Source organism: Paenibacillus sp. FSL F4-0122, assembly GCF_038002845.1.
Lineage (GTDB): Bacteria > Bacillota > Bacilli > Paenibacillales > Paenibacillaceae > Paenibacillus_AQ > Paenibacillus_AQ odorifer.
Window position 1 is genome coordinate 2,453,304 of sequence record NZ_JBBODI010000001.1, and the last position, 13,578, is coordinate 2,466,881.

Sequence of the window (13,578 nt, forward strand, 5' to 3'; positions counted from 1 at the left end):
GCTAACCTTTTTTTGTCGAATCGTTGAATTAGTATTATGTTTAGTTGTTTCGCTGAATTATCTAAGCGTCTTCGCCCTTTTATAATGAGAGATATAGAGAAGAGAGGGGTGCAAAGATGAAAGGGCATACATTTTGGAGCGATTTGAAAAATTACAGGGTTCTCTTGCTGATGCTGGCTCCGGCGGTTGCTTTTTTCCTTCTGTTTGCCTACGTCCCGATGGCGGGTATTATTATTGCCTTCAAGCATTACGATTACGCGGGCGGTATTTTTGGAAGTGCCTGGAACGGACTCGACAACTTCCGCTTTTTCTTTGAATCAGGCGATGCTTGGCGGGTAACACGAAATACAGCACTATATAACATTGCGTTTATCGTCGTTAATAACAGTTTGCAAATTTTTGCAGCGATTATGTTGTTTGAGGTCGGTGGTAAATGGTTCCGCAAAATCACACAATCGGCGTTGTTCCTGCCTTACTTTATCTCATGGGTCGTTGTCGGAGCGATTGCTTATAACCTGCTCAATTATGATATTGGCACCGTGAATGCTTTGCTCAGAGGTATCGGACTCCAGCCTGTCGATATTTATAATACGCCTTCCTATTGGCCGTATATCCTGGTTATAGTTTCTGCATGGAAAAGTCTCGGATACGGAACGGTAATGTACTTGGCTGCGATTACGGGGATAGATACAGAAATGTATGAAGCGGCCGAAATTGATGGGGCTAATATTTTTCAGCGAATTATGAAAGTAACCATTCCAAATTTGTATCCGACGATTATTATTCTGGTGCTGCTGGCGGTCGGAAATATTTTCCGTGGTGATTTCGGGATGTTCTATAATATGATCGGCAACAACGGCTTGCTGTTCTCCTCGACAGACGTTATCGACACTTTCGTATTTAGGTCACTGATTACTTCGAATGATATCGGCATGTCAGCTGCAGCTGGTGTTTTCCAGTCCGTTCTTGGCTTTGCGACGATCATGTCAGTGAACTATGCTGTCCGTAAATACGACAAAGACCGCGCTCTGTTCTAATCGTATCAGGAGTTAAGTCTTTCATAATGGAGGTAACGATATGAAGCAGCTCGATCGTAAAATATTTTCAGGTATTGGTTATGTGTCCCTGATTTTTCTCTCAGTTTTATGTATTTTCCCTTTTATACTTGTCGTATCTTCATCCTTTACGGAAGAAACCAAAATCCTAACGGATGGTTATCAATTTATACCGACGGCCTTCTCAACCGAGGCCTACAGCATTTTGTTTAAGTATCCCGAACAGATGATTCAAGCCTATATAGTGACAATAGGGGTTACTATACTCGGCACGGTGCTTGGCTTGTTTCTGACTTCGATGACTGCTTATGCGCTATCCCGAAAAGATTTTAAGTGGCGCAATAAATTTTCATTCTTCTTTTTCTTTACGACTTTGTTCAGCGGCGGTTTAGTTCCGTGGTATCTGCTTATGGTCAACTACCTGCATATGAAGGATACGCTGATGGCCTTAGTGGTTCCGATGATGCTCAATGTCTTTTATATCATTGTTATGAAGTCTTTTATGGGCAGCATTCCGGAAGCGATTGTAGAATCAGCAAAAATTGATGGTGCAGGCGACTTTAAGATCTATGCTCGTCTAATCCTGCCGCTGTCCAAGCCGGCGTTAGCTACCATTGGATTGTTTCTAGCACTAGCCTACTGGAATGACTGGTACAATGCATTGCTGTTTGTATCGAATGAAAACTTGATGCCGCTTCAATATTATTTGTATAAAATGCTAGGCAATATGGATGGCATGCGCAAAGCGATGATGGGTGCAGGGGCAGTCGTAACGACATCGATCCCAACCGAGAGTTTGAAAATGGCGATGACAGTTGTGGCCACTGGCCCGATTTTGCTGGCTTATCCATTCGTGCAGAGGTATTTTGTCCAAGGTTTGACGATTGGTGCTGTGAAAGGATGAACCCGGGGACACTCGGTTTATCAATATAATTAAACACAAGGGGGAAGGCTTGAGATGCTGAAGAGAAATAGATTGATAATGCTAGCGCTCGTTTTAACCTTCGTAATGATTCTAAGTGCATGTGGTGGTGGAAACAACAATGCTAATACTTCTGCACAGGCTACAAATAATGCGTCAGAGGGGGGAAGCGACACTACGAACACCTCAGAACCTGCAACTACCTCAGACACCCTTGATACCTCAAAAGAAGTGAAGCTGAAAATGATTTTTGTGGGCCCTAAACCGATAGACTATGATAGCGTTTTTGCTGAGATTAATAAAAAGCTGAAAGAAAAAATTAATGCTACTGTAGAGGGCGAGTTCCTGGATTGGTCGGACTGGGCGCAAAAATATCCGTTGAAGCTGGCAGCAAATGAAGATTTTGACCTCATCTATTCGGCAAACTGGGCTGGCTACAATGACCAGGCGTTGAAAGGCGGATTCCTGGAATTGACTGATGAGCTGCTTACCAAATATATGCCGCAGACTTTAGCAGCCATGTCTGATGTGAGCTGGGATCAGGCTAAAGTAAACGGCAAACTGTACATGGTTCCACAAAACAGAGGGGAATCCGTTGAAAAACTGATTTTGTACCGTGAGGATTTGCGTAAGAAATACAATCTTCCTGAGATCAACAGCCCAGAAGCGTATGCCACTTACTTGAAAACCATAGCGCAAAACGAAAAAGGAATTACACCGTTCACTCCGGAAACAGGAGACTGGAAATTTCATAATTTGGACCGTGTATTGCTGAAGCAGCAAAACGAATGGAATATGTTTGATCTCGACCTTCCGTTTGCTTTCAAATTGACGGATGAAAAAGGGCAAGTATTTAACGTATATGAAACCCAAGAGTTTAAAGATCTACTCGTATATTACAAAGATCTTGCTGATAACAATGCATGGTCGAAAAACGTCCTTAACAGTAAAAATGATCATCAGGCCGATTTTAAAGCAGGCAAAACAGCATCGATTACACACAACAACGGAACACTTGGAGCACTTATGGCTTTGATGCGCCAAGAGAATTCCCCTTATGAAGTAGCTTTGGCTGACATCAACCAAGGCAAGAAGAAATCAGTGGCAATTTCAACACAAAACGGTACTTCGATCCACGCTACTTCCAGAAATGTGGAACGCTCCTTGATGTTCCTCGATCTGATGCAAAATGATAAAGAACTGCACGACCTGATGATGTACGGCCTTAGCGGTGTACATTACGAAGCGGTTGGCGATGACAAATATAAAGCACTTGAAAAGAATCCGAACTTTATGGGCTTCTCTAACTGGAACTTCAACTCGCCACTTAACCGTGACAATGAAGCATTCCCGCAAGAAGCAAACGATCTGGCTAAAGGCTGGGAAGCAAATGTCTATCACTACGCGCTTGAAACCTTTGTATTCGATAACAGCAAAGTGAAAACGGAAATTGCCAACATTGGTAACGTAATGCTCCGTTATGCGATTCCGCTCGAATACGGCGTAATTAAAGATATCGATAAAGGTCTTGAAGATCTGAACAAGCAACTGAAGTCCGCTGGCATTGATAAAATCCAAACCGAACTGCAAACTCAAATTGATGCTTTTTTGGCAAACAAATAAGATAAGGAATAAGGGAGACCTAACAGTCATCAAATGGCTGTTAGGTCTCCCTGTTTAATTGAACTCATCCGCGGGTGAAGTCGCTATCGGACACAGCGGACCCCACAGTCGCTATCAGCCTAAAACATGCCTAGAATGAAGCTCAGGATAAAGAATAGCTGCACTGGAGTCCGAAAGTCTGCTTTAAAGGCTGAAAATCAGTAAACTCAGGAGAACGGATACTCTTTGTGAAAAGGAATAAAAAAGAAGAACCGGCATGAGCTGCCGGTTCTTCTTAATATATAATTTGCGCACAACGAAATAACGTGATAATATGAGAAGACCACTGTTAATCCGTGTATTTTAGACAGATTTATTACATCTTATTTATACATTAATAATACCATGCGGATTAGCAGTTTGTCAAATTTGTATTTTTGCTTCTTGATAACAACCTTGAAAAGGAGCGTGTTAGTAAAAATGTTAAACGAAAAAGATTGGCAGCGAGAACAGGAACGGCTAGATTTGGTCACGGAAGAATTGCAATCAAAGATTGGCGAGCTGGAACCGGAAGTGACAGGATTACGTGAACAGGTAACGGACATCCGCAAGCGGTTTTGGGAGGAAGTTACGGTCAATACGAGCACACATGAGGATTTCGAGGAGACCTTTTACAGTATAAAACAGCAAGAAGCGTTGTTGTCTGAACGGGAGCGTAGTCACCGCCAACGGATGCAGCGTTATAAGAACATGAAACGGCTGCTGCCGTCGCCCTATTTTGGACGAATGGACTTTCAAGAAGATGGGTTGAACTCCAGTGAGCAAATCTATGTCGGGGTGGCGTCTTTCATCGATGCAGAAGGTGTGAATTTTCTGGTATATGACTGGCGGACACCTATTGCAAGTATGTATTATGACCATTCGCCAGGCCCCGCCTCTTACGATACACCGGGAGGACAAATCTCGGGAACGATGATGCTGAAGCGGCAATACCAGATCCGTCAGGGTCAGCTTCAGAACGTGTTCGATACGAGCTTAACGATCGGTGATGAATTACTTCAGCAGGTGCTTGGTAAGGGTGCGGATTCACAAATGAAGAGCATCGTGGCGACTATTCAGAAGGAACAGAATGCTATTATCCGCAACGATAGTAGTCGTATGCTCATTGTGCAGGGGGCTGCGGGCAGTGGGAAAACATCCGCAGCGCTGCAACGGGTAGCCTATTTGCTATATAAACACCGCGATAGGCTCAAGGCGGATCAGATTGTTCTTTTTTCGCCTAACCCGATGTTTAACAGTTATGTATCCACGGTGCTTCCCGAGCTTGGCGAAGAGAATATGCAGCAAACTACCTTTCAGGAGTATATTGATTATTGGCTTGGATCTACGCTTCGTCTAGAGGACCCGTTCGAGCAGATTGAATATGTACTGACGTCCAAAGCTTCTCCAGAGTATGAAGCGCGGCTAACTGGCATGCAGTATAAAGCTTCAGAAGCTTTTCTGCATGCTCTGCAAAACTATGCGTTGTGGTTAGGGAAGGAAGGGATGTTGTTTCATAGTATCTGCTTTCGGGATCGCGAGTTGATTACTGCGGAGCAGATGGAATCGCAATTTTACAGCTATGATAGCTCCATTCGTTTGGCTAATCGCATCGTTTTATTGCGTGAATGGCTACTGCGTCAGTTGGCTTCGCTGGAGCGTCAGGAACAGGAGGCATTCTGGGTTCAAGATGAACTCGATTACCTCGATACCGATCAGTATGCCGAAGCCTACAGTGAGATACTTAAGAAATATCGGCGGGAGGAAGCCGTCTTTGATTTTACGACTCAGTATCTTGAGAACTATGGGGATTTTCCTAATCAGGATCAAGGGGAAGAGAATGTTTTTGACTTTGGTCTGCAGGAAGAAGAACTGCTGCGCCGCATGATTGTGAAGGAGCACTTTAAACCGCTGAGACGCGATGTCAAACGGTTCAAGTTCATAGATACGATTGGGTTATACGATCAGTTGTTTATTGATGAAACCATCTATCGGAGAATGACAAACGAGACTGAGTTGCCTGCTCAGTGGCAGGGGATCTGTAAGCAAACGAAGGAAAAGCTGAGCCGCGATGAACTCTTTTGCGAGGATGCGACTCCATTCCTGTATTTAAAAGAACTTGTCGAGGGGACTCGTATGAACACAGAGGTGCGGCATCTGTTTATCGATGAAGGCCAGGATTATTCGCCGTTCCAATACGCGTTTCTCAAACAGCTGTTTCCCCGCGCGCGCATGACTGTGCTCGGCGATTTCGGCCAAGCGATTTTTCCGCAAGCAACGAATTTGCACGAGGTGGATTCGACTTTGATCCGGCTTTATGGGGAAGATGAAACGAGCCTGATCCGTCTAATTCGAAGTTATCGATCAACTCGTCAGATTGTGGAGTTTACGAAGGCGTTGCTGCCTAATGAGGAGATCGTACCTTTTGAAAGAGAGGGTGAGAAGCCGTTCCTAGTGAAGGCGAGTAGCGACGTAGAGCGGGCGATAAGAATTAAAGAGGATCTCGCGGCGCTGATGGCTGAAGGGCTCGACTCTATTGCCGTTATTACCAAGACTGCAGCTGAAAGCCGTGCGGCCTATGAAGAATTAAAGAAACAAGGATGCGAAGCTCTGCGGCTTATTACGAAGGAGACGCTCACTTTTGAGAAGGGCATTTTAGTAATTCCCGCTTATCTCGCAAAAGGGGTTGAATTCGACGCCGTACTGATTTATGATGCTTCCACACAGACGTATGATCGGGAAAGCGAACGCAAGCTTTTTTATACAGCCTGTACGCGTGCGATGCATCGGCTTCTGCTGTACACAACGGGTGATTGGTCACACTTTATTCAGCCGTTAGAGGTATCTTTATATGAGGTCGTGCAATGAGATTGGAGAGATAAATGAAAAGCATATTGTATAAGTATATGAGTAAATTTACATCTCTTAACGAAATGGAACAGCAGGATATTGTTGAAGGTATTCCTATTGAGGAATACAAGAAGGGAACGGTACTCCTTAGACAAGGAGACGTTCCCTCAAAATGTTTTTTTGTGTTAAAGGGATGTGTGAGGCAGTCCTCGGTAGATGAATCGGGCAAAGAAGTCACATCTAATTTTTATACGGAAGAGCAAGCGGTTTCGATTTTTAATCGGCATCAAGAGAGTAGACCCTCAGCGTACACCTTAACCTGCCTAGAAGACAGCATATTGGTGGTTGGTGATCTTAATGCGGAACAGGATATGCTCCATAAACACGCTCAGCTGGAAACCATGATACGCAAAATGGTAGAGGAAAACCTGGGTGAGGTTCAGGATGAGTTGACTTCCTTTATTGCTTCCAATCCTGAAGAACGTTACAAAGCCTTGTTACAAAAAAGACCTCATTTACTTACCCGTGTCCCCCAACATCAACTAGCCAGTTATTTGGGGATTACGCCAGAGTCATTAAGTAGAATTAAGAAGCGGGTTCATTCCGGTGATGAATAGCAAAATCGTTATACACTTTTGGGGATTTTTCCACCTCTAAGCAGTAGCCATATCCCAAAGCCTAGTTCTCCTACAATCATAGGAATAGTAAAAATAAAATTAAGTGTTGTAATGACTGCCTCATATTGTGGGAGAAACATTTTGCTTAGATGAATGATAATATAGCCTATTGAAGCAAGCAGCAGCAGGATGCTGATTACTTTAGGAATGACATCGGATTTTAAAGCCACATAGCCCACTATTAACAAATGCCCGCCAAAAACGACTAACCCCATAGACCAAATGAATTGAAATGCATCCAGAAATAACATCATAAATGCTTGAGTTTGTTCGATTGTTAATGTGGAAAAGCCATTTGTGTTTCCCGTGAGCAGCAGCACAAATATCAAGGTTAAGATAGAGATTGCCAATATAGCGGAATAGGTTAAACGGAGCCATGCGCCGAGTAATGAAAGATTTTGGTTGACGGGTTCTAGAAACACATAAAACGCCCAGGCGACCAGAATGTCAGCAATCATAATGATGATCCAGCCCAAGATTTCCCCTTTGAAAAGGTTGTTGGAAGATACGATGTTAATAAATGTGGCACTGGCATCGCCTTGCACAACAAGAGTCCCATGGACAAAGCCATATGAAAAAAATGAAGCGAGGGTCATGATGATCAGTGATATTCCAGCTGTTAAAGCGGACTTGCGCTGATTCGACAGGTCTTTTTCTGAGATAGCCATAAGATAGCCTCCTAAAGGACTTTTATTTCATTGTAATTAGGAGTACTATGTCGGGCATTGACTTAAATCAAGACTCTGAATTTAATCAAGCGAAGTAAGTATCATTGTTATCGCGTTATCAACAAAGGATCGCTCTGGGCGAGATTTCAAGAGTACAGTAAGCCCTATTAGCGATACGATTAGTGCCTGTGCCAAGGCCTTCGCATTTACACCACCCTTAAGCTCACCTGATTGTATACCGCGTTCAATAGTTTCTTGAAATATGACCGATAGATACATTTGATGTTCTCTTGTAAGGATCTCGAATTTCTCATCATGAGGTGCCAGCTCGACCATTGTATTGATGCAAAAACATCCTCGGTTCACACTGCCTGAATACTCCTCCGCCACCACATCTTCAAAAAAACTACGAAAGGCTTTTTTCACGGATGGATTGCTTTGAAGTTGGGCTCGGACACGAGAAGCATGGGACATCGTATATTTACGTAGCGCAGCTTCGAACAATTCTTTTTTGTCTCCAAAAGCTGAGTATATACTGGGGCGTTGAATGCCCATTCTGGAAGTTAAATCACTTAATGAGGTAGCCTCATATCCCTTTTCCCAAAATAGCTCCATAGCTGATTCTAATACTTTTTCCTCGTCAAATTCACGGGTTCGAGCCATTATAACACCCCTCTTTATATTTGATTTCAATAATTGATTACCGAACAGTATTTTATAATACTAGAACTAGTCGTATAAATTGTCAAATGAAAGTCGGTGGCGTCAAATATTTATGTTGACATCATTTGTTTTGTGAGATAAATTTACTGAGCACAATAACATACTGATCGGTATGGAAAGTGTTTGCGATTTAAATTTAACAGAGAAAGGGTGTGTCCAAAATGCAAGGGACTAAAGAGAAGCTTTCGTCACAAGAGACGCATACGCCATCTGATTCTATTCATGCTTCCTCGATGCCTCGTTATATGACACTTTTGTTTGCCGTTGTCTGCGGGATGTCGGTTGCAAACATCTACTTTGCACAACCATTGCTTGATCATTTGTCGAGAGAATTTGGTATTGATTATTCAACCATTGGTATTCTTATTACTATCACGCAGATCTTTTATGCAGTGGGGCTGTTACTGCTCGTGCCACTAGGAGATTTACTGAATCAGCGCCGCCTGATTATCGGCCAGATGTTATTATCTGTGGTGGCTTTGATTATCGTGGGTACTGCCTCTTCCAGCACGGTACTATTCGTAGGTATGGCCTCAGTGGGACTACTCGCTGTTGTAACACAGACGCTTGTTGCGTTCGCGGCGACAATGGCTGCCCCTGCCGAACGCGGGCGAGTCGTAGGCATGGTCACAAGTGGAATTGTGATTGGAATACTTCTTGCGCGATCCATTTCAGGAATACTTACAGATCTTGCAGGTTGGCGTTCCGTATACCTTTTTTCTGCTGCTTTAATGCTTTGTATGGTGTGTACATTATTTAGGGTGTTGCCAAATGTGGAACGTGAGGTAAAAACACTGTCATACGCTCAGCTGCTTAGTTCAGTGTTTATGTTGTTTGTGCAAGAGAGAGTATTGCGTATCCGCGCTATTCTGGCTTTGCTGATTTTTACTGCTTTCAGTATTCTGTGGACTTCTGTGGTCTTGCCTCTCAGTGCTCCGCCGTTATCACTTTCACATACTGCAATTGGGGCATTTGGTCTGGCGGGAATTGTGGGAGCATTAGCTGCTGCGCGGGCGGGAAAGCTAGCTGATCAGGGTCATGGACAGAGAACGACAGGCATAGCATTACTTCTATTGTTGATTTCATGGTGGTTTATCAGTTTTACGGAGCAGTCGCTGTTGGCATTGGTCATTGGTATTGTTCTGCTTGATTTGGCTGTGCAGGCGGTGCATGTCACCAATCAAAGTATCATACTTACCTTGCGCATGGAGGCACGTAGTCGGCTCACCGCAGGGTATATGGTTTTTTACTCCATTGGAAGTGCTACCGGATCGATTGCTTCCACTCAAATATATTCTCACTATGGCTGGAACGGGGTATGTTGGCTTGGAGCTTCTGTTAGTGCTGTGGCTTTTTTATTTTGGGCTGTAACCTTGCGTGCTACGAATGCCGCGTTGCAACGGCGCCCTGCTTGGAAATAATCGGGGCAAGTCAATAAGGGTGGAGGTTCCGGTTTCCGGGCATGTTATTTAAAACAGGTTTGGGAGGGGATAAGGATGTCTAGAAGAAACAGGAAATATGCAGTGCCGGGAGCCAGCCGCGGAATGCAAATTTTTAAAGCGGAAGTGATGCGCCGCGAGGGGTATGACGTAGATCCGGAGCGGCCTGATGATGTGAAATACGAAGTTGCAAAAGAACTGGGTGTCCCTTTGGAGCACGGTCAAAATGGTCATTTGAGCACAGAATCGGTGGGCCAGATCGGCGGTAAAATTGGTGGATCGATGGTCCGCGAAATGATTCGTCTCGCACAGCAGCAATTGGTGGACCAGGAAAGGCAGTAGCATTTTTCTAATATATGTTGCTGAGATCGCGGGAGGCGGTTTTTGTCCTATATTGTATGGGACTGAGACCGTCCTTTCGGTGTTTGCGTTATTTTATATTTGTATAGTAAAAAAATTCCTGAAATTCCCTAAAACAACCTGATTCATGGTAGAATTTTACCGATGTTCCACGGTATAGTGGAGAAGGATATATCATCATTCAAGTCTGTAGTGGGAGAGGAATTATCAGATGAATCAGAGATATCGCAAACGCAACACGGCTGCTTTTACGGGGGCATCGTATTTTGCATTGGGGGCAGGACTTTTTCTATTCTGTTTGGGAGTGTACAACGACACTTGGGAGCTAAACGTAAAAGGGTATTATTTGCTCTGTATGGTGTTAATTACGATTTCCTGTATCGTTGTGCAAAAGGTGGTCAGGGACAATACAGAGGATAAAGAATTTCGTTTGGATAACCCTAAACACAGGATGAGAAACACAGGGGCCTTCACAATTATGGCTTTTGTGGGTTTGATTATCGGGTATGCGATGTTTTTTATTGGCCTTTACAATGCTCCATTTGAATTAAATGTAAAGGGGTATTACATAGCTGTTATTCTCTTGATTTCTTATAGCGCTATTGGCGTTCAGAAAGTGACGCGGGATAACGCGGAAGATAACGAGATTCTTGCCGAGCAAGAGGCGAGACGGGACATCCAAGGATAAAGAGGGATATAGCCAGCTTTCTCGCTGCCAACAGCAAGCTGCTTCAACTTTACTTACCATCATAAATTGTAAACAGGAGCTTCGTGTATTAACGGAGCTTCTTTTTATTTTTTTGAATAGCAGCAATAATCTTGCCGATCTAAATATTATGAGGACTATTTGTTAGAACAACATCCTTAGTTTGGATTGTTTTTTACTATACGGTTCTCTATACTCTTCATAATACTTGAAGTAGGAGTGGATAATGGATGATCCGTCTGAAGGATATAGGGAAGTTCCAGGAACTGCCGCAAATGGCCATGCATATTTACAATGGAAACATTCCGGAATTAGAGGCTGCCATTAGAGCAGGCTGGGATATTGAAGAGGGCATCGTCCTTAGCCAATATACTACGTTAACCCCGTTAGATTTGGCGCTTATATCAGAGAGAATGGATGTCATAAAGCTGCTGGTACAGCACGGTGTAAATCTGAATGTGAAGAATAATCCGGCTTTTTTGCTCGCGGTTCGCTATTGCAAAGAAGATATCGTCCGCTATATTGCAGCACAAGGGGCTAAACTGGACAAGCTTAATCAGGTCAAGTCAGGTGCATATTCGCAGGCCTACTATGGCAACAAAAACAATATCCCGCTCATACATGAGCTAGGATTAGATATTAAGCAGCATGGTGGGGGCGTATTACGCAAAGCGGTGTCAGATCATGACCTTAAGACCGTTACTTATTTACTGGATCATGGGGTGGACATTAATTACAACAAATCCGATATGGTCTATCCTTATCAAGCGACTCCGTTAACAGTTGCCACGAGAATTGGTAATCAAGCGATGGTACAATTTTTGATTGAACGTGGCGCAGACGTTACCTTGGCAGAAAAAGATGGCGATCGCCCGTACACCATTGCAGTGAGTAATAAGAATACAGCTTTGGCTGACTATTTGAAATCGTTAGAGCCGGCTGAATTTCATGATATCGAGAACAAGAAGTTTGAGCTGAGAAAATATAAATTGTCTGATGAATTGGTTAGCTTTCTTACTGGAAAAAATCTGCGTCTTGAGCTAACACAAAATGAATATGAAATTAGATATATCGACTTTTTCACATTAACTGATACCATTGAAATGAAAATCGGCCGGCAAAAGCTGCTCCGTCTGTCAGCCGATATAGATAATTACTCTGATCTGCTGCTTATGTGGAATCCGAAGAAAAAAGGCCTGATCGGCTGTAACGACGTGGAACATCAGACGTACGCGGATTTATGTAGTTTTGCAGAATTTCTCACGCAGCCGGAGATATACCTTATTAATTTTCTTGAAGGAACATAGTTGTTAATATCTCTTGATCTGTCTATTTCTTTTGCAGGAATCATTCTATTCGTCGTTGAATATATCCCGGTAACCGTATTACGTATTCAAAATACGTAGCCACAGGAGGAGAACAACATTGAAATCGATTACCGTTCAAAGCCTTACGGAAACGTTTAAGCTGGAAGTGCTTGCGGGTGCTAGCTGCATGGACCGTGAGATTACTCGCTCAAAGACACATAGACCTGGCCTGGAGTTCGTGGGTTACTTCGATTTTTTCCCCATGAAGCGAGTACAAGTATTGGGCCGCAAAGAAATCAATTATCTGCTAAAGCTAAGCGTTGAGCAACGCAAGTTACATATTGGCAATATTGTTAAGTATCATCCCCCATGCTTTATTGTGACGACGGGTCAGCAGGAGATTCCTTATTTGACTTTATTCTGCGACCAAGAAGGTATACCACTACTTCGAACGGAAGAGACGACGTCAGAGTTCATCGCAAAGATTGATACTTATCTGGTGAAGGCGCTGGCGCCTGAACTTTCAATTCATGGAGTGTGTGTGAACGTGTCCGGCATAGGGGTCCTATTGAGAGGCAAGTCCGGGATCGGAAAAAGCGAAACCGCACACACGCTCATTAGGAGAGGCCATCGGTTTGTGGCCGATGATGTAGTTGTGCTTAAGAAGCTGGGACCGGCGACGCTTCTCGGCACGCATAATGAAACGACCCGTGAATTCCTAGCGCTGCGCAGTATTGGTCTAATCAATGTTGTACGGCAGTACGGGCGTAGAGCTTTTCAGGAAGAGACACGAATTGTACTCGACATCGAGTTGTCACCATGGCGGGAGAATTCCTTGAATAATGAGCTCGAAATCGAACCCCAGTTCACAGACTATCTTGGCGTGCAAATTCCGCATATTGAAGTTCAGCTTCAGCCTGGCCGCGATGTGGCTGGCCTGATCGAAGCGGCTGCGAATAATTGGTACCTTAAGCAGCTTGGCTATAGTGCCGCTGAAGAGTTCCTGCAGAGGATCGAAAACGGGATGCAGTCGTAAAGGCAAGATAGAAGGCAGCAATTATAGTTACCCATAAATAAATGGTTTTCTGTATACGAAAAACAGGCCGCAGATAAACGCTGCGGTCTGTTTTTCACAGCAAAAAGGGAAGTTGTCTTTTGATTGATATGGCTAGGACATGCGTTATTGGCTGGGCATAGGTTAGAAATGGTATAATTTCTAATAGGTATTTT

Annotated in this window: 12 protein-coding genes and 1 pseudogene; 11 read left to right on the forward strand and 2 right to left on the reverse strand. The window is 43.7% G+C overall.

Annotated elements, in window-relative coordinates:
* The first annotated feature begins 116 nt into the window (after positions 1-116).
* The 5 genes from MHH49_RS10475 to MHH49_RS10495 all read left to right on the forward strand — a co-directional run bounded on the left by MHH49_RS10475 (position 117) and on the right by MHH49_RS10495 (position 7,085).
* A complete protein-coding gene (locus MHH49_RS10475; RefSeq protein WP_036682339.1) occupies positions 117-1,037 on the forward strand; it encodes an ABC transporter permease in 921 nt (306 codons plus the stop codon).
* Between the two features lie 40 nt (positions 1,038-1,077).
* Positions 1,078-1,959: a carbohydrate ABC transporter permease gene (locus tag MHH49_RS10480; RefSeq protein WP_036682338.1), complete on the forward strand. Its 882-nt coding sequence runs from the start codon at positions 1,078-1,080 to the stop codon at positions 1,957-1,959.
* A gap of 54 nt (positions 1,960-2,013) precedes the next feature.
* Positions 2,014-3,600, forward strand: coding sequence for an ABC transporter substrate-binding protein (locus MHH49_RS10485; RefSeq protein WP_036682336.1), 1,587 nt, complete (start codon positions 2,014-2,016; stop codon positions 3,598-3,600).
* A gap of 459 nt (positions 3,601-4,059) precedes the next feature.
* Positions 4,060-6,486: an RNA polymerase recycling motor HelD gene (gene helD / locus MHH49_RS10490; RefSeq protein WP_036682335.1), complete on the forward strand. Its 2,427-nt coding sequence runs from the start codon at positions 4,060-4,062 to the stop codon at positions 6,484-6,486.
* A gap of 14 nt (positions 6,487-6,500) precedes the next feature.
* Positions 6,501-7,085: a Crp/Fnr family transcriptional regulator gene (locus MHH49_RS10495; RefSeq protein WP_036682333.1), complete on the forward strand. Its 585-nt coding sequence runs from the start codon at positions 6,501-6,503 to the stop codon at positions 7,083-7,085.
* 8 nt (positions 7,086-7,093) lie between these two features.
* Here the strand turns inward: MHH49_RS10495 and MHH49_RS10500 are convergent, their stop codons facing one another.
* Both MHH49_RS10500 and MHH49_RS10505 read right to left on the reverse strand, forming a co-directional pair.
* Positions 7,094-7,813, reverse strand: a complete 720-nt coding sequence (locus tag MHH49_RS10500; RefSeq protein ID WP_036682332.1) for a DUF4386 domain-containing protein — start codon at positions 7,811-7,813, stop codon at positions 7,094-7,096.
* 81 nt (positions 7,814-7,894) lie between these two features.
* The gene (locus MHH49_RS10505; RefSeq protein WP_036682330.1) at positions 7,895-8,476 is read right to left on the reverse strand and encodes a TetR/AcrR family transcriptional regulator; all 582 of its coding nucleotides are present in this window, start codon (positions 8,474-8,476) and stop codon (positions 7,895-7,897) included.
* A 293-nt stretch (positions 8,477-8,769) separates the two neighbouring features.
* Between MHH49_RS10505 and MHH49_RS10510 the strand changes: the two genes are divergently transcribed.
* From MHH49_RS10510 to hprK, 6 genes and pseudogenes are all read left to right on the forward strand, one after another.
* A complete protein-coding gene (locus MHH49_RS10510; RefSeq protein WP_051491242.1) occupies positions 8,770-9,957 on the forward strand; it encodes an MFS transporter in 1,188 nt (395 codons plus the stop codon).
* Between the two features lie 75 nt (positions 9,958-10,032).
* Complete coding sequence (locus MHH49_RS10515; protein ID WP_036682328.1) at positions 10,033-10,317, forward strand: alpha/beta-type small acid-soluble spore protein; 285 nt, start codon at positions 10,033-10,035, stop codon at positions 10,315-10,317.
* Between the two features lie 229 nt (positions 10,318-10,546).
* Positions 10,547-10,729: pseudogene (locus MHH49_RS10520) on the forward strand (YiaA/YiaB family inner membrane protein); the annotation flags it as partial.
* A 57-nt stretch (positions 10,730-10,786) separates the two neighbouring features.
* Positions 10,787-11,023: a YiaA/YiaB family inner membrane protein gene (locus MHH49_RS10525; protein WP_305953524.1), complete on the forward strand. Its 237-nt coding sequence runs from the start codon at positions 10,787-10,789 to the stop codon at positions 11,021-11,023.
* A gap of 248 nt (positions 11,024-11,271) precedes the next feature.
* Complete coding sequence (locus MHH49_RS10530) at positions 11,272-12,348, forward strand: ankyrin repeat domain-containing protein (RefSeq protein ID WP_036682325.1); 1,077 nt, start codon at positions 11,272-11,274, stop codon at positions 12,346-12,348.
* 118 nt (positions 12,349-12,466) lie between these two features.
* The gene (gene hprK, locus MHH49_RS10535) at positions 12,467-13,384 is read left to right on the forward strand and encodes an HPr(Ser) kinase/phosphatase (RefSeq protein ID WP_036682323.1); all 918 of its coding nucleotides are present in this window, start codon (positions 12,467-12,469) and stop codon (positions 13,382-13,384) included.
* Positions 13,385-13,578 lie beyond the last annotated feature (194 nt).

Excerpts from the sequence above, each read along its gene's own strand:
- MHH49_RS10475 (WP_036682339.1), top strand. The coding sequence starts at position 117 with ATGAAAGGGCATACATTTTGGAGCGATTTGAAAAATTACAGGGTTCTC.
- MHH49_RS10480 (WP_036682338.1), top strand. The coding sequence starts at position 1,078 with ATGAAGCAGCTCGATCGTAAAATATTTTCAGGTATTGGTTATGTGTCC.
- MHH49_RS10485 (WP_036682336.1), top strand. The coding sequence starts at position 2,014 with ATGCTGAAGAGAAATAGATTGATAATGCTAGCGCTCGTTTTAACCTTC.
- helD (WP_036682335.1), top strand. The coding sequence starts at position 4,060 with ATGTTAAACGAAAAAGATTGGCAGCGAGAACAGGAACGGCTAGATTTG.
- MHH49_RS10495 (WP_036682333.1), top strand. The coding sequence starts at position 6,501 with ATGAAAAGCATATTGTATAAGTATATGAGTAAATTTACATCTCTTAAC.
- MHH49_RS10500 (WP_036682332.1), bottom strand. The coding sequence starts at position 7,813 with ATGGCTATCTCAGAAAAAGACCTGTCGAATCAGCGCAAGTCCGCTTTA.
- MHH49_RS10505 (WP_036682330.1), bottom strand. The coding sequence starts at position 8,476 with ATGGCTCGAACCCGTGAATTTGACGAGGAAAAAGTATTAGAATCAGCT.
- MHH49_RS10510 (WP_051491242.1), top strand. The coding sequence starts at position 8,770 with ATGCCTCGTTATATGACACTTTTGTTTGCCGTTGTCTGCGGGATGTCG.
- MHH49_RS10515 (WP_036682328.1), top strand. The coding sequence starts at position 10,033 with ATGTCTAGAAGAAACAGGAAATATGCAGTGCCGGGAGCCAGCCGCGGA.
- MHH49_RS10525 (WP_305953524.1), top strand. The coding sequence starts at position 10,787 with ATGAGAAACACAGGGGCCTTCACAATTATGGCTTTTGTGGGTTTGATT.
- MHH49_RS10530 (WP_036682325.1), top strand. The coding sequence starts at position 11,272 with ATGATCCGTCTGAAGGATATAGGGAAGTTCCAGGAACTGCCGCAAATG.